General features: G+C 67.3%; 12 protein-coding genes. 9 read left to right on the forward strand and 3 right to left on the reverse strand.

Annotated features, from left to right (window positions below; translation table 11 throughout):
* Nucleotides 1-73 precede the first annotated feature (73 nt).
* Nucleotides 74-1,525: a peptidoglycan D,D-transpeptidase FtsI family protein gene (locus tag ACFVWD_RS40760; RefSeq protein WP_389603012.1), complete on the forward strand. Its 1,452-nt coding sequence runs from the start codon at nucleotides 74-76 to the stop codon at nucleotides 1,523-1,525.
* Nucleotides 1,526-1,604: 79 nt separating this feature from the next.
* Here ACFVWD_RS40760 and ACFVWD_RS40765 read toward each other — a convergent pair whose 3' ends face one another.
* Nucleotides 1,605-3,056, reverse strand: a complete 1,452-nt coding sequence (locus ACFVWD_RS40765; protein WP_389603013.1) for an NCS2 family permease — start codon at nucleotides 3,054-3,056, stop codon at nucleotides 1,605-1,607.
* 260 nt (nucleotides 3,057-3,316) lie between these two features.
* Here ACFVWD_RS40765 and ACFVWD_RS40770 point away from each other — a divergent pair, with 260 nt between their 5' ends.
* The 3 genes from ACFVWD_RS40770 (at nucleotide 3,317) to ACFVWD_RS40780 (ending at nucleotide 5,673) form a co-directional block, all read left to right on the forward strand.
* Nucleotides 3,317-3,883: a SigE family RNA polymerase sigma factor gene (locus tag ACFVWD_RS40770; RefSeq protein WP_101405876.1), complete on the forward strand. Its 567-nt coding sequence runs from the start codon at nucleotides 3,317-3,319 to the stop codon at nucleotides 3,881-3,883.
* The gene (locus ACFVWD_RS40775; protein WP_389603014.1) at nucleotides 3,880-4,743 is read left to right on the forward strand and encodes a hypothetical protein; all 864 of its coding nucleotides are present in this window, start codon (nucleotides 3,880-3,882) and stop codon (nucleotides 4,741-4,743) included. Before ACFVWD_RS40770 ends, ACFVWD_RS40775 begins: the two co-directional genes overlap by 4 nt.
* Before the next feature lie 99 nt (nucleotides 4,744-4,842).
* Nucleotides 4,843-5,673: a pectate lyase gene (locus tag ACFVWD_RS40780; RefSeq protein WP_389603015.1), complete on the forward strand. Its 831-nt coding sequence runs from the start codon at nucleotides 4,843-4,845 to the stop codon at nucleotides 5,671-5,673.
* Between the two features lie 107 nt (nucleotides 5,674-5,780).
* Here the strand turns inward: ACFVWD_RS40780 and ACFVWD_RS40785 are convergent, their stop codons facing one another.
* Nucleotides 5,781-6,938, reverse strand: a complete 1,158-nt coding sequence (locus ACFVWD_RS40785) for a pectate lyase (protein ID WP_389603016.1) — start codon at nucleotides 6,936-6,938, stop codon at nucleotides 5,781-5,783.
* A gap of 234 nt (nucleotides 6,939-7,172) precedes the next feature.
* Between ACFVWD_RS40785 and ACFVWD_RS40790 the strand changes: the two genes are divergently transcribed.
* A complete protein-coding gene (locus tag ACFVWD_RS40790) occupies nucleotides 7,173-9,389 on the forward strand; it encodes a family 43 glycosylhydrolase (RefSeq protein WP_389603017.1) in 2,217 nt (738 codons plus the stop codon).
* A gap of 591 nt (nucleotides 9,390-9,980) precedes the next feature.
* On the opposite strand, the gene ACFVWD_RS40795 is transcribed toward ACFVWD_RS40790, so the two are convergent.
* Nucleotides 9,981-10,775, reverse strand: coding sequence for an HAD family acid phosphatase (locus tag ACFVWD_RS40795; protein WP_389603018.1), 795 nt, complete (start codon nucleotides 10,773-10,775; stop codon nucleotides 9,981-9,983).
* Nucleotides 10,776-11,043: 268 nt separating this feature from the next.
* Between ACFVWD_RS40795 and ACFVWD_RS40800 the strand changes: the two genes are divergently transcribed.
* The 4 genes from ACFVWD_RS40800 (at nucleotide 11,044) to ACFVWD_RS40815 (ending at nucleotide 16,546) form a co-directional block, all read left to right on the forward strand.
* Entirely contained in the window at nucleotides 11,044-11,421 is a 378-nt protein-coding gene (locus tag ACFVWD_RS40800) for a hypothetical protein (RefSeq protein ID WP_389603019.1), read from the forward strand.
* Nucleotides 11,411-15,724: a DUF6531 domain-containing protein gene (locus ACFVWD_RS40805; RefSeq protein WP_389603020.1), complete on the forward strand. Its 4,314-nt coding sequence runs from the start codon at nucleotides 11,411-11,413 to the stop codon at nucleotides 15,722-15,724. Before ACFVWD_RS40800 ends, ACFVWD_RS40805 begins: the two co-directional genes overlap by 11 nt.
* A gap of 5 nt (nucleotides 15,725-15,729) precedes the next feature.
* A complete protein-coding gene (locus ACFVWD_RS40810) occupies nucleotides 15,730-16,191 on the forward strand; it encodes a hypothetical protein (protein ID WP_389603021.1) in 462 nt (153 codons plus the stop codon).
* Nucleotides 16,192-16,264: 73 nt separating this feature from the next.
* On the forward strand, nucleotides 16,265-16,546 hold the full coding sequence (locus ACFVWD_RS40815; RefSeq protein ID WP_261686077.1) for a hypothetical protein: 282 nt from the start codon (nucleotides 16,265-16,267) through the stop codon (nucleotides 16,544-16,546).
* The last annotated feature ends 8 nt before the right edge of the window (nucleotides 16,547-16,554 follow it).

The following is a 16,554-nucleotide window of genomic DNA, read 5'->3' on the forward strand; positions in this document are numbered from 1 at the left end:
TTCATGAACAGCGCATGAGAAATGTGGGCGGAAGGGAACGATTCGCTCCCGTCCGCTCGTCCTTCTGAGCGGGATGAACAAGACGATCAGGCGTGCCGCCGTCTTCACTCTGCTGCTCGTGCTCTCCCTGCTGGTCAGGGCGACCTGGGTGCAGTTCTACGACGGCAAGGCACTCGCGGAGAACAAGAGCAACCGACGGAACGCGATCGAGCAGTACGCGAACCCGCTCGGGAACATCATCGTGGCCGGCCGGGCGATCACCGGCTCCGCGCAGACGAAGGGCAGCGACCTCAAGTACAAGCGGACGTACACCGACGGCAGTCTGTACGCGGCGGTCACGGGCTACAGCTCCCAGGTGTTCGGGGCGACCCAGCTGGAGGGCGTCTACAAGAATCTGCTCGACGGTACGGACACCCAGCTGAAGAACCCCCTCGACACGATCACCAACAAGCGCGCCAGCCCTGGTGACGTGGTCACGACCATCGACCCGGACGTGCAGAAGGCGGCGTACGCGGCGCTCGGCAGCAAGAAGGGCGGGGCCGTCGCGATCGACCCGACGAACGGCAAGATCCTCGCGGTCGTCTCCACTCCGTCGTACGACCCCTCGCAGCTGAGCGCCGGCGACTCCGCCGCCTGGACGAAGCTGACGAAGGACGCGGACAAGCCGATGACCAACCGGGCGCTGCGCCAGCCGCTGCCCCCTGGGTCGACGTTCAAGCTGGTGGTCGCGGCGGCGGCGCTGGAGGACGGGCTGTACAAGAACGTGGACATCGGCACGGACAGCCCGAACCCGTACACACTGCCGAACACAACGACCGACCTGTCGAACGAGAGCGCCTCCGCGCCCTGCAAGGACGCCTCGATCCGGGTGGCGCTCCAGTACTCGTGCAACAACGTCTTCGCGAAGATGGCCGTCGACCTCGGGCAGGACAAGGTCAAGGCGATGGCGGAGAAGTTCGGCTTCAACGACAGCTCGCAGGACGTGCCGGTACGGGCGTACCCGAGCGTCTACCCCTCGAACATGGACAAGTCGTCCACGGCGCTGACCGGCATCGGCCAGTACGACGTCACGGCGACCCCGCTGCAGATGGCCATGGTGTCGGCCGCCATCGCCAACGGCGGCAAGCTGGTCTCGCCGCACATGGTGTCGCAGACCAGTGACGCGAGCGGCAATGTGGTGAAGAACTACGACGAGAGCACCCGGACCAAGGAGATCGTCAGCTCGACGACCGCCGAGCAGCTCCAGTCCGCGATGCAGACAGTCGTCACCGAGGGCACGGGCACGAACGCGAAGATCTCCGGCGCGACCGTGGGCGGCAAGACGGGTACGGCGCAGCACGGCGAGAAGAACAGCAAGACTCCGTACGCCTGGTTCACGTCGTACGCGAAGTCCGACTCGAACGGCAAGGAGGTCGCCGTGGCGGTCATCGTCGAGCAGTCCGACGCGGCGAGGTCCGAGGTCAGCGGCAACGGCCTGGCGGCACCGGTGGCCAAGGCCATGATGCGGGCGGCGCTGAAGAACTGACGCACCGCGCACGACGAAGGGCCGCCCCGCACCCCTGGGGGCGGCCCTTCCTTCGTACGGTCACTTCACACCCGTACGGTCACTTCACGCCGAACAGCTGCCGCACGGGATCGATCGCGAAGTACACCAGGAACAGCGCCGACACGGCCCACAGCAGCCAGTGGACCTCGCGTATCTTGCCGAGCACCGCCTTGATCACGACATAGGCGACGAAACCGGCCCCGATGCCGTTGGTGATCGAGTAGGTGAACGGCATCGCCGCGATGGTCAGGAACGCGGGGATCGCGATCTCGTAGCTGTCCCATTCGATGTGCTTGACCTGCGTCATCATCAGGAAGCCGACCGCGACCAGGGCGGGGGCCGCCGCCTGCAGCGGAACGATGGTGAGCAGCGGGGTCAGGAACAGGGCGAGGGCGAACATGCCGCCGGTGATGAGGTTCGAGAAGCCGGTGCGCGAGCCCTCGCCGACGCCGGCCGCGGACTCGATGTAGGCGGTGTTGGAGGAGGCGGAGGCCGCGCCGCCCGCGACGGCCGCGGCGCCGTCGATGAACAGCACCCGGCCGATGCCGGGCACCTTGCCCTCCTCGTCGAGCAGTCCGGCCTCGGCGCTGATGCCGACGATCGTGCCCATGGCGTCGAAGAAGTCCGACAGGATCAGGGTGAAGATCAGCAGGACGACGGTCAGGGCGCCGGTCTCGCCGAAGCCGCCGAACAGACTGAAGTGACCGACGAGACCGAAGTCCGGGGTGGCCACCACGTCGGAGGGGATCTTCGGCGTAGTCAGGCCCCAACTCTTGATGTCAGCAGCCGAGTTGATGATCACGGCGACCACGGTCATCGTCACGATGCTGATGAGGATGGCGCCCTTGACCTTGCGTGCCATCAGTCCGATGGTGAGCAGCACGCCGAGACAGAAGACCAGCACGGGCCAGCCGGTCAGCGAACCGGTCGCGCCCAACTGCACCGGCACGGTGGTGTTCGCGACGTCCGGGATGCGGCTGACGAAGCCGGCGTCCACGAAGCCGATGAAGGCGATGAAGAGTCCGATGCCCACACCGATGGCGTGCTTCAGCGGTTGCGGGATGGCGTTCATGACGGCTTCGCGCAGTCCGGTGAGGACCAGTACGCAGATGATCACGCCTTCGATGACCACCAGGCCCATCGCGTCGGGCCAGCTCATCAGCGGGGCGATCTGGAAGGCGACGACGGCGTTCAGGCCGAGGCCCGCGGCGATCGCGAGGGGCAGATTGCCGCCCACGCCCATGATGACGGTCATCACCGCGGCCACCAGGGCGGTGGCCGTGACGAGTTGGCCGCTGTCGAGCTGGTGGCCGAACTTGTCCTTGGCGCTGCCCAGGATGATCGGGTTCAGGACAAGGATGTAGGCCATGGTGAAGAACGTGGCGAAACCGCCGCGTATCTCCCGGCCGAAGGTGGAGCCCCGTTCGGAGATCCTGAAGAACCGGTCGACGCTGTTCGCCGCTGGTGGCACGGCAGTTGGCCGGTCGGCCGCCTTCTGGGTTTCGGACATGGCTGATACTCCTTGTGACCTGCGTGCTGGGTGTGCGGATGCTGGCTGGATTGTTCCCGCGTTGAACCGCTTTCAGGTTTTCACCGTGTTACGGAATCAAGTTCGGCCCGCCATACGCTGTTCGAAGCCCTGTACGCATCGCTGGTACGCTCACGCATCTCGCCCCACAGGGGCACCATTCCTTCACGGATGGCGCACGGGGGCCGTATACGCACGCACCCGCACCGGTTGCTCACAAGCCGCAGCAAGGAGAGGTAGCCGTGGGCACTGTCGTCGACGACGCAGCCTCCGTGGAGTTCCACGCCTTCTTCGAGCGGCACCATGCCGAACTCGCCCGCTTCGCCCATCTGTTGACCGGCGAGGCGGACGCCGCCGACGACCTGGCGGCCGACGCGCTGCTCGCGCTGTGGCACCGCTGGGACCGGGTGCGCGCGGCCGACCACCCGGTGGCGTACGCCCGTGGTGTCGTCGCGAACCTGGCCCGCACCCGGATCCGCAGCGCCGTGCGCGAGCGCAGACGGATCACACTGTTCTGGTCGCAGCGCGAGGACAAGACCGAGAACCCCGACATAGCGGGGAAGATCGATGTCCAGGAGGCGCTGCGCCGACTGCCGTTCCGTAAGCGCGCATGTGTCGTGCTTCGGCACGCTTTCGACCTCTCGGAGAAGGACACGGCGCTCGCCCTCGGTGTTTCCGTGGGTACGGTTAAGTCCCAGACGTCGAAGGGCATGGCCGAACTGAAGCGGCTCCTCGGCACCGACGAGGCCCCGATGCGGGTGCACGCCGGTGTGCTGCCCACGGGTGGAGCCGGAGGAAGGGACCGATGAGGAAGGCGCAGGACGTGCACGACGAGCTGCGCGCCAGGCTGCACGAGGCGGCCGAGGCGCATGAGCCCGACCGCGCGCGCATCCTGGCCCGGGTCGAGCGCGGGATGTCCGGCGCCTCCGAGCGTCGTCCCCGGCGCGCGGCGCGTCCGCCGGTGCTCGGCTGGGGACGGGTCGTCGGCGCCACGGCCGCGGTGGCGGGCGTCCTCGCGGTCGGCGGCTACTGGGTGGCCGCGGCGGTGCAGGAGAACAACCCGCCGCAGCAGACGGTCGCGGTCTCGCCGACCCCGGTCGTCTCCCCGGACGCGACGAGCCGCGCGCCCGTCGTGCCGCACCCCTCGCACACCTCGGGTGCCTCGAAGCCGTCCGGGAAGGCGAGCGCCTCCCCCTCGGACACCCCCTCGGCCGCGAACTCCTCGCCCGCCGCGCCCAAGGCGCCCGCCGCGGGCAACCAGGACGGCTCGCTGTGGTCCGACGGTTCGGTCGATCCGCACAGCAACGACTTCTGGGCGCAGAGCAATGTGACCCTGAAGAACGCCGGCAAACTCACCTCGCTCACCGTCGAGTTGAAGATCAAGCTGACCGGCGGGGTAAGCGACGCGGGCTCCTGGCGCTCGGCGCCCGAGAGCGACTTCACGACGACGGTCGCCGAGAAGGACGGCTTCCTCGTCTACACCTGGGTGCTCAAGGACGGCCACACCCTCGCGGCGGGCCAGTGGGTCTTCGCGGGTCAGTACAACCACACCCGCGGCGGCCGGGACGCCAAGGACGACCGCTACTCGGCGAACGCGAGGACCACGGACAGGACACTGTCGGTGGCGGGCGACTTCGCCGCCGCGAGCGGCACCGACGGCGACTCGTAGAAAATCCCCTCGGAAAATCCTGCGGCCGGCGGCAACCCTTTCCTCACCTGCGGCGACCAGGAGACGAACACGTCCCCTCTCCGCAAGGAAATCCGCTTCATGACTGCACGAGTTGAACAGCGCGTCCGGCACCGTCGCCGCCTCACCAAGCGGCGGTCCGTGATCGGTGGGGTCACCGCCCTCGGCATCACCGGGGCCGCGCTCGTCACGACGTCGATGCTGAGCACCGCGGGCGCGAGCTCCGTCTGGCCGACGGCCAAGGGCAGCAAGGCCGTCTCGAAGACGATCTCGGTCTCGGGCACCTACGACGGCAAGCTGACGAAGTTCTTCGGCAGTGGTTCTCTCGGCACCTCCGACCAGTCGGAGAACCAGGGCCCGATCTTCGAGCTCAAGGACGGCGCGGTCCTCAAGAACGTCATCATCGGCACCCCCGCCGCCGACGGCGTCCACTGCCTGGGCAGCTGCACGCTGCAGAACGTGTGGTGGCTGGACGTCGGCGAGGACGCGGCCACCTTCAAGGGCAAGGCCTCGTCCGCGAAGTACGACGTCATCGGCGGTGGCGCGCAGAAGGCCTCCGACAAGGTGTTCCAGTTCAACGGCGCCGGCAAGCTCACCATCACCGGCTTCCACGTGGAGAACTTCGGCAAGCTGGCGCGCTCCTGCGGCAACTGCAGGACGCAAGTCAAGCGCACGATCGTACTCAGCGACATCGACGCGACCGCCCCGGGCAAGGCGCTGGTCGGCATCAACTCCAACTTCGGCGACACGGCGACGCTGTCGAAGATCCGTGTCACCGGCGACACCAAGAAGAAGCTCAAGACCTGCGTGCGCTTCAAGGGCAACAGCAGCGGCAAGGAGCCCACCGAGCTCGGCACCGGCGCGGACGGAACCTTCTGCAAGTTCTCGTCATCTGACATCACGTACAAGTAAGGGATCTGCTGGCCTGAGCCCCCCTCGGAGCCAGTCAGAGGAACGCCCCCGCCGGTGACGACCGGCGGGGGCGTTCACTTTCCCTCGTACGTCAGTACGCGGGTGCGTCAGTTCATGGTCGAGCCGATGGTGGTCGAGCCCGTCGTCAGGAACGTGGTCGCCGGCAGCGAGCCGCTCGACGAGCGGGCGCCGTACGCCGTGGTCGCGTCCGTCGAGTTGAAGGACGGCGCCCGGGTGCCGCTGTCCCAGTTGTTGGCCGCGGAGACCGTGGACGAACCGAGCTTGTCCGGACCACCCTTGTTGCTCACCGCGAGGTTCCTGGCGAGCCGCGCCTTGCCCGTCGCGAAGAAGAAGCCCGCGTCGGTGTTGGCGTAGGCGGTGTTGCGGTTGAGGACGATGGCTCCGGTGTTGGAGTTCTCGGTGAAGCCGTTGCCCGCGTTGTCCCAGGCCGCGTCGTTGTTCACGACGTGGGCGACCGAGGCCCCGCCGCCGCCGAGCTTGAAGCCGTTGCCATTGCCCTCGAAGGCGGAGTCGTTCCAGCGGTTCTTGCCGTTGCCGTACGACCAGGAGTGCTCGATGGTGATCGGCGAGGAGAACTGCCAGAGGTCGAGGCCGTCGTCCGCGTTGTTGTAGAGGCGCGCGCCGGTGACCTTGTTGCCGGTGCCGGAGCCGAACTTGATGGCGATGCCGTCGGCGTTCTGCCCGTGGTTCGCGGCGTCGTAGTTGCCGTAACTGTCCAGGTTCTGCACGAGGTTGTCGGTCGTTCCGTCGCCGCGCAGCGTGAAGCCAGAGTCGCCGTTGTTCGCGGTGACGAGGTTCTTGAAGACGCCGCCGACGGAGGAGGTGGCGACGAAGCCCTGGGCGGGCGAGTTCTGCCAGGTGATGTTCTGGACGGTCCAGTAGTCGCCGTAGATCCCGGCCAGCCAGGAACCGGCGGCCAGCTTGGAGCCGTCGATCTTCACCTTCTCGCTGCCGTACGCGGTGAGCGTGATCCGCGTGGAACCGGTGCCGTTCGCCGTCGACTTCAGCGTGGCCGTCGGGTAGTACGTACCGCCGCGCACCTGGATGGTCGTACCCGCGGCGGCATCGGCGACGGCCGTCTGGAGCTGCGCGGTGGTGGAGACGGTGACCGTGGTCGCGGCGGCCTGCGCCGAGCCGTTGTTCGCGAGGCCGAGGTAGACGCCACCCGCCCCCGCGGCGACGGCCACCGCCGCGGCGATCGAGAGCGTACGGGTCCTGCGGTGGCGTCCGGTGCTCAGAAGCACGGGGCGTTCCTTTCCTAGGGGGACGGGAGACGAAGCGGGCCGGAGGGGCCGCCCCGGCCCGCTTCTGCTCCCTGGTCGCCGCGGTGGCGGGAAACGTTGCCGGGGGCTCGCGAAAAAGGTCGAAACTTTCGCCGGCCGTCGTGCCGCCTTCATCAATTGACGTGCTGTCCCCCACTGGCAACACTCCGAGAGCGCTTCCCCCACAGAATCCACCAGACTCCGACAGGATGTGTCATGCGACGCCGCACCGCCCGCGCGCTCCTGATCCCCGTCCTCGCGCTCCTCCTGGGCCTGCTGGCCGCCCCACCGAGCCCCGCGTCACCGTCACCATCGGGAGCATCGCACGTGAACGAACCGAAGTACGCCGGTTATCTCTTCGCCTACTTCACCGGCGAGGGCACCGCCGACGGCGAGCAGATCCGCTACGCCCTCAGCCGCGGCAACGACCCTTTGCACTGGCGGGAGTTGAACGCGGGCAATCCCGTCCTGACCTCCACCATCGGGGAGAAGGGGTTGCGCGACCCGTTCGTGATCCGCTCCCCCAAGGGCGACAAGTTCTTCCTCATCGCCACCGACCTGAAGATGTACCAGAACTCCAGCGGCAGCTGGGACTACGTGCAGCGGCACGGCAGCAGGTCCATCATGATCTGGGAGTCCACCGACCTGGTGCACTGGACCGACCAGCGCCTGGTGAAGGTGGCCCCCGACAACGCGGGCAACACCTGGGCGCCGGAGGCCTATTGGGACGACTCCCTCGGTGAGTACGTCGTCTTCTGGGCGTCCAAGCTGTACGCCGACGACGACCCGGACCACACCGGATCGACGTACAACAAGATGCTGTACGCCACCACGAAGGACTTCCGCACCTTCAGCGAGCCGAAGGTCTGGGACGACCCGGGCTACTCGGTGATCGACTCGACGGTCATCAAGAACAAGGGCAGTTACTACCGCTACACCAAGGACGAGCGCGACCCCAGCTCCTCCAGCCCCTGCTCGAAGTTCATCACCGGCGAGAAGTCGACCTCCCTGACCAGCACCACGTACGACTTCGTCTCCGACTGCATCGGCAGCGGCTCGATCGACCGCGGCGAGGGCCCGACGGTCTTCAAGTCCAACACCGAGAACAAGTGGTACCTGTTCATCGACGAGTACGGCAGCCGCGGTTACGTCCCCTTCGAGACGACCGACCTCGACTCGGGCAAGTGGACCATGTCGACGAACTACCAGCTGCCCGCGAGCCCCCGGCACGGCACGGTGATGCCGGTGACGCAGGCGCAGTACGACCGGCTGCTGGCCGCCTATCCGACAACCGGCACGTCGGTCGTGGACGCGACCGCGAAGGGCCAGAACGGGTACGCGATCGTCACCGAGTCGGCCTCGAAGGTCGTCCTGCCGATGAAGCCGGACGCCGACCTCAGCCACCTGGCCCCCACCCTCGCGGTCGGCGCCGGCGCGAAGGTCAGCCCGGCCTCGGGCACACGCCGGGACTTCCGCACCCCGCGCACCTACACCGTGACGGCCCCGGACGGGACGAGCCGGACCTGGACGGTCGAGGCGGTACCCAACCGCAGCCCGGTCCTCCCCGGCCTCAACGCCGACCCGGACGTCCGTTACCTGGACGGCCGGTACTGGATCTATCCGACGACGGACGGCTACGCGGGCTGGAGCGGGACGAGCTTCAAGGCGTACTCGTCGAAGGACCTGGTCCACTGGAAGGACCACGGTGTGATCCTGGACCTGGGACCCGATGTGTCCTGGGCGGACAAGAACGCCTGGGCCCCGGCGATCGCCGAACGCGACGGCAAGTACTACCTCTACTTCTGTGCCGAGCAGCAGATCGGCGTGGCGGTGGCCGACTCCCCGGCCGGTCCCTTCAAGGACGCGCTGGGCAAACCCCTGGTCGGCAAGGGGGAGTTCACCGGTCAGATGATCGACCCGGCGGTGTTCACGGACGACGACGGCCAGTCATACCTGTACTGGGGAAACGGTCATGGGTACGTGGTGCCGCTGAACGCCGACATGGTGTCGTTCGACGCCTCGAAGGTGCGGGACATCACGCAGCCCGACTTCCGTGAGGGATCCTTCGTCGTCAAGCGGCAGGGCACGTACTACTTCATGTGGTCCGAGGACGACACCCGCAGCGAGAACTACCACGTCGCCTACGCGACCGGACCGTCCCCGCTCGGTCCGTGGACCAAGCGGGGCACGATCCTGTCCAAGCGCCCGGAGTACGGCGTCAAGGGCACCGGACATCACTCCGTGGTGAACGTCCCCGGCACCGACGACTGGTACATCGTCTACCACCGGTTCGCCCTGAACGGCCCCGGGAAGGCGGGCGGGGACGGCACACACCGGGAGACCACCATCGACCGCATGGAGTTCGCGGCCGACGGAACGATCGAACCGGTGATACCGACGCTGGAGTCGACCGAACCCGTGCGTGCGGACTAGCTGTTCTGCCCATGGAGGTTGGGGTCGCTGGTGACCGTCTTCGGCACTCCCGTGCGGAATGGGTCACTTGTTTGCCAATCGCCGACATGTGCACCGAGAGGGCCGGAGACGCCGTTGGTTTCGGCTCGTCGAGATCATCACGGCCGGGGCGGATCTGGCGGCCCGGGCACGGATCGGGAACGTATCGGCGGCCGACACCCAGCGGGCGGAGCGTAAGAAGGCCCTGACCGCGAAGTCGTCGTCGCGGTGGGCGGGTGCGATCACCCGCCCACCGAGGACCAATATCAGCTGGGCTGACCGGCGTTGAACGCCCGGGTCGGTTCCCTGCGCCGGGCCATCAGTGCGATCGAGGCCCGCCTCGCGCTCCCGCCCGGCAGCAGCGTCCGTCGGAACGCCCGACATGACCAACACCGGCCAATCAGCTTAGGAACGGTTCGGGAGCTTGTACGTCATGTCTGCGTAGCCCCCTTCGAGATCGGAGCACTGGTCGCCGACCGGGAACCCACCGTCGACCGCATGGCGTTCGCGGCCGACGGAACGATCGAGCCGATGGTGCCGACCCTGGAGTCGATCAGTCCCGTACGTGCGGGACTAGCTCACGTAGTACGTCGGATTGGGGACCTTGAACGTCTTGTCGGCGTAGCCTCCGTCGAGGTCGGAGTACTGGTCGCCGAAGTTGGCGACGATGTCGTACCCGAGGGACTCGATGTGCGCGCGGGTGCCGGACTTGTACTGCACGGTGGTGCAGTTCCAGGCGGCGGCCGTGGCGCAGGCGCTCAGATAGGCCGGCGGGTTGGCCGCGTCCTTGAGGAACATGTGGTCGGCGTCGAGGTTGATGTCGGCGCCGACCTTCTTCAGGTTCGCGACCGCGGAGCCGCGCTGCGACTCCTTGAGGCCCGAGTTGTAGAAGACCTCGACACCCTTGGACTTGGCGTACGCGACGAGTTCGGGGGTGCCGAAGACGGCCGGACGGTCGGCCTGGGCCACGTACGCGGCCCAGGAGGCCGAGTTGTACGTGTAGTTGGTCTTCTTCTCGTAGTCGAGGGAGAGCAGCAGCGTGTCGTCGATGTCGAAGACGACCGCGGGCTTCTCGCCCCGGTGCTTCGCCTTGTGCGCCGCCCTGTCGATGTAGCGCTCGGCGTCCGACTCCAGGCGCGACAGGTCCTTGGCGTACTGGCTGTCCTTGGACGCCTGGTACACGCCGTTGCTGTCGAGCGTGGCGCCGTAGTAGGTGTCGATGTCCTTGACCAGGAGCCCGATGTTGTAGGGCTCGTGGGTCGAGTTGGCCGTCGACTGGCCGGCCGTGGCGACGCCCGTGCCGTAGAGGGCGCCACCGGCGATGGCACAAGCGGCAACGATGGCTGCCGCTCTGAGGGATTTCCGCATGGATTCTCCGGATCTGAGTGATGGGTGACCAGGTCAATTCGCACCAGGTCAGGGACTGTCTACGCGCATCACGCACCCGGCGCGAGAGTCTTTATCCGATCGATACCTCACCCACAGAAACCGACCCCGTCACTCCACCGGCCGGGGCAACTGCCCTGCGCCCGCAATGGATTACCCGGGGATGACATTCGCTTGACCGTCTCTTGAACCGGTTCTCCTAGGGTCGGGAGACGCACATGCGAACAATGCGTCGGACGGGGGAAGCCGCATGGGTGAAGGCAACGGCAAGGGCATGGTCCTGCACATACGGACAGCCGATCTGAAGCGCGCGGCGCCGGACTTCCACGAAGGGGCCAAGAACCTCAGCAAGGCACTCACCACCCTCGTCACCACCCTGGACAGCCTGGGAAAACCCTGGGGCGACGACAAACAGGGCAAGGAGTTCGGGGACGCCTACTCGCCGATGCAGAAGAAGATAGAGAGCGCGGCGGGCACCCTCGTACTCGGCCTGGTGAGCATCCACGAGGCCATGAACGACCTGGCGGACGGCACCGTCGACAACGACCAGCTGATCGCGGGAATGTTCACCGAAGTGAAGGCCGGCGGGACCGACAAGGCCGGAAGCGACGGTTCCGGTGAGCGTTGAGGACGAGGCCAAGAAGATCCTGCTGAAGCTGGGTCTGTGGTGGCCGGACGCCAACTCCGGTTCGCTGCGGGCCGCGGCGACCGCCTGGCGCACCTTCGCCGACTCCGTCGACGACGTACGGGGACCGGTGCACACGAGTGCGTCCTCCCTCATCCACCACAACACCGGCGAGTCGATCGACGCGTTCGAGAAGTTCTGGAACCGCTACGCCAAGGGCAAGGACGCCGGCTGGCTGAGCGACCTGGCGGAGTCGTCCCGGGCGATGGCGAAGGCCCTGGACAAGTTCGCGGACGCCATCGACGACGCCATCAACAAACTCTGGACGCAGATCGGCATCGACGCCGCCGTGATCGCGGGCGGGGTGGCGCTGGCCTTCTTCACGGCGGGCCTCGCCTCCGGAGCCGCCGTCGCGGCGGCCGACGCCATCATCGAGTTCGGCGCCACCATGGGCATCGCCGTCTCCACCACCGTCGCGGAGATCGCGGCGGGCACCCTGGTCGCGGCGGCCTTCGGCGGGATCGAGTCGGTCACCGTCGACCTGGCCGTGGCCCAGCCCCTGAAGATGGTCACCGGTCTGCAGCAGGGCTTCAGCCTGGACGAGGTCAACCAGGCCGCCAAGGACGGCATGATCTTCGGCGGCGCGCTGGGCGCGGGCGGCGGCGTACTGAAGGCGGGCATGGAGGGCGCGTTCAGCGACACCACTCCCCTCCTGCTGCGCCCACCGTCCCTCCGCCCCGACCTGGTCGAGCTCGGACCCGCCGCGCGCAACGCGGATCGCACGCCGTGCGTCGGCGAGCCGATCGACGTGGCGACGGGCGCCATGCTGATGTCCCAGACCGACCTGACACTGCCCGCCTCCCTTCCCCTCCTCTTCCAGCGCACCCACCTGTCCTCCTACCGGGGCGGGATCTGTTTCGGCCCGACGTGGATCTCCACCCTCGACGAGTGCGTGCAGATCGACGGCGAGGGGGTCGTCTTCGCGGCGGCGGACGGTATGCGGCTCGTCTATCCCGTGCCGGAGCCGGATGTGCCGACCCTCCCTCTGAAGGGCGCGCGCTGGCCACTGCGCTGGGACGGCAAGCCCGACGGCGTCATGACCATCACCGACCCCGCCACCGGAGTCGTCCGCACCTTCAGCACCCCCTTCTCCTCGGGCTCCTTCGGCGTCTTCCATCTGCCCCTGGACTCCTGGAGCGACCGAAACGGCGCTCGCATCGACGTCGAGCGCGACGACGAAGGCATCCCGTTCGGCATCCGCCACTCCGGCGGCTACTACGTGGCCGTCGACACCCAGGGCCCCCGCGTCACCGCCCTGCGCCTGCTCGACGAACCGCCCTCCCGCTACGGCCCCGACGGCCCGGTGGGCGAGGGCACCCTCGTCATGCGGTACGGCTACGACCCGTCCGGCAACCTCACCGAGGTCATCAACTCCAGCGGTGAGCCGCTCCGGTTCACCTACGACGACCAGGGCCGGATGACGCGCTGGACCGACCGCAACGGGACCTGGTTCTCCTACGTCTACGACGAACGCGGCCGCGTCGTCCGCACCGAGGGCGTCGACGGCATCCTGTCGGGCACCCTGACGTACGACGAGGCGGCGGCCACGACGACGTACACCGATTCGCTCGGCCGCGTCTCCAGCCATCGATACAACTCCGAGGGCCTGGTCGTCGAGGAGACGGACCCGCTCGGGCATGTCACGCGCACGGAGTGGGACGAGTGGGGTGCCCAGCCCGTCGCAGTGACCGATCCGCCAGGGAGGACGACCCGTCACGCGTATGACCCCGCCGGGAACCTGAGCGAGATCACCCTTCCGGACGCGTCGGTGACCCGAGCGGCCCACAACCTCCTCGGCCTGCCCACAGAGGTCGTGGAGTCGGGCGGCGCGACCTGGCGGCATACCTACGACGACCGCGGCAACCTGCTGTCCACTGTGGACCCCGCGGGTGCCCAAACGCGGTACGCGTACGACTCATCGGGCCATCTGGCCGTGGTCACGGACGCGCTCGGCCACACACGCCGGATCACCTCGAACGCCGCCGGGCTGCCCGTCGTGCTCACCGACGAGCTGGGGCACGAGACGACCGTGCGGCGGGATGCCTTCGGCCGGATCGTCGCGGTGACCGACCCGCTCGGCGACACCACCCGCATGGGCTGGACCGTCGAGGGCAAGCCGGAGTGGCGGGAGTACGCCGACGGCACCCGCGAGTCCTGGGCCTGGGACGCCGAGGGCAACCTGCTCACCCACACCGACCTGGTGGGCAACACCACCCACCAGACCGCCACACACTTCGACCTCCTGGCGGCCCGCACGGATCCCGACGGCGCACGGTACACGTTCACGTACGACACCGAGCTGCGCCTGACCAAGGTCACCAATCCCCAGGGCCTGGCCTGGTCGTACCGGTACGACCAGGCCGGCCGGCTCGTTGCGGAGACGGACTTCAACGGCCGCACGCTCACGTACGAGCACGACGCGGCAGGCCGTCTGGTCTCGCGCACCAACGGGGCCGACGAAACACTGCGCTTCACACGGGACGCGCAGGGCCGTGTCGTGGAGCAGCACGACGACTCGGGTGAGGTGACGACGTACGCGTACGGCCCCGACGGCAGAATGTCTCGCGCCGCCAACGCGGACGCCGAGGTCGTGCTGGATCGGGACGCCGTGGGCCGCATTCTCTCGGAGACGGTGGGCGGGCGCACGACGACGTTCACGTACGACGCCGTCGGGCAGTGCACCCACCGGGTGGCCCCATCCGGTCTGGTATCCGACTGGACTTACGATCCTGTGGGCCACCCTGTCGAACTGCGATCGGCAGCCGGTTCGCTAGCCTTCTCGTACGACGCCGTCGGTCGCGAGACCGAGCGCCGGATCGGCGATGCCGCGACGCTCACTCAGAGCTGGAGCGCGACAGGACACCTCGCCGTGCAGTCGTTGACATCGACGGCGGACTCGTCGGAGGCGGATCGTCTTCTCCAGCACCGCAGTTACGCCTACCGAGCGGACGGCCACCTCGTCGAAGTACGCGAGCTCACCTCCGGCACGCGCCGCTTCGACCTGGACGCCATGGGCCGTGTCACGGGCGTACGCGCCCATGGCTGGCGTGAGGTCTACGCCTACGACGCGGCAGGCAGTCCGGTGCGGGCGACGGCGCCCGACCATGCTTGTCCGGGTGACCGCGAGTTCGAGGGCACGCTCGTCCGACGCGCAGGGCACACCGTCTACGAGCACGACGCCCAGGGCCGTCTGGTCCGCAGGACGCGCAAGCTCCTCAACGGGCAGACGCGCACCTGGACATACGTCTGGGACACCGAGGACCGGCTGACCGAAGCGGTCACGCCGGACGGCGAGCGATGGCGATACGCGTACGACCCACTGGGCCGCCGTGTGTCCAAACACCGCGTGGCCGAGGACGGGTCACAGGCCGATCGCGTCGACTTCTCCTGGGACGACACCCGCCTGGCAGAACAGACCTGCCAGGACGGCAGGGTGACGACCTGGGACTACGCTCCGGGTTCCCATCGTCCGGTCGCCCAGACGCAGCACAAGACCTCCGTCGTCGAGTCCGGCGTGTCGTTCCTCGCCCGGCTGGTCGAAGAGACCGACTCTTCGCACGCGACCCGCTTCCACGCCGTGGTCACGGACCTCGTGGGCACCCCCGCGGAGTTGGTCTCGGTGTCCGGAGACCTGGTCTGGCAGCGGCGCACCTCGCTCTGGGGCACTGGCCTGCCGGCTCCGACGGACGAGGAAGCCGCCGTGGACTGCCCGCTACGCTTCCCCGGCCAGTACGCCGACCCCGAGACGGGACTCAGCTACAACCACTTCCGCTATTACGACCCCGAGACCGGACGATACGTCTCTTCGGACCCGCTGGGCCTCGCGCCCTCCCCCGATCACCACGCCTACGTGAGGAATCCCCTCGTCGAGTCCGATCCGCTCGGTCTCTTCACCTGCAAGGTGGAGAACGCGCTCAAGGACTGGCAGAGCAGGAGATACCAGTTCGGCAGCGATCAGTTCATGCTCGACAAGAAGAACCTGGCACACGTCCTGGAAAGGCATCATCCTGAGTACTGGGACGGTTCGGTGAAGCAGAAGCAGTCCTTCCTCGACGGAAAGATGTCCGTCAAGGATGTCGAGGACGCCATTACCGAGACCTTGAATCAGAACCGGGACAAGCTGACATCCCGCGGCCCCATGGGCATGTACCAGGTAGAAGGAAAAGTAAACGGAGTAGATTACGTCCTCGGTATCAAGAACGGCCATATCGGCCAGTTCTATCCCGGAACTCTCCCCAAGAAATAGGCCACATGATTGAAATCACCTCCTACCTGCGCACCAAGTCAGGAGGATTCACCCCCGTACCGGACACGACCTCCGCACCTTCGGATCCCTCATACGTCGAAGGCGCCATCGAGCTGACGATCAACGGCGTACGGATCCTGGACCAGGAGCTTTGGGACTATGTCGACGAACTCTGGTCCTATATCAGCGACATGGTGCTGAGTCTCAAACGCGAGGACGAGGCGGCGACGTACTTCCCGGATCAGCCGATCAGGCTTTCGTTCAAGCGCCTGGGCGGGGGACTCGTTCTCGTCTCTCTCACCTACGATGACGTCAAGCGCGCCACCTCCGTCGACGAGCGAGAACTCATCGAGGCGCTGCAACGGTCGGGCACGAAATTCTTCGCCAGGATGAAGGAATTGCTCCCCGGGAACGCCCCGGGATACGACGACGCGTTGGCAAGACTTATGGGACACGTCAATCCATGACGGAGCCGGGACCACCTGGCCGAACTCCCCCGAACACGCAACGAGCTCTCTTGACGGAAGGAACAACGAGAACATGCACCATCTCGCTGCCGGAACGCATGGACCGTCCCCAGTGATCATCGCCCTCTTCGCCCTGGGCGGCCTCGCAGCCGTCTGGTGCGGCGGGAGCTGGGCGTTCAACGTGCGCGGGATCGCCGTCCGGAGGGCTGCGAACATCCGCGACAGACATCAGCTGAGGGGTGGTTCGGTGCTGATGGGGGCCCAGCCTTGGTACCACCGGATGCTCGGGGCGTTTCTCACGGTCGCCGGTCTTGTGCTGCTGACCGCTGCCTACGCCCTGTGGCACCTCAACTGAGCCCACCG

Source organism: Streptomyces sp. NPDC058086, assembly GCF_042885015.1.
Taxonomy (GTDB): Bacteria; Actinomycetota; Actinomycetes; order Streptomycetales; family Streptomycetaceae; genus Streptomyces.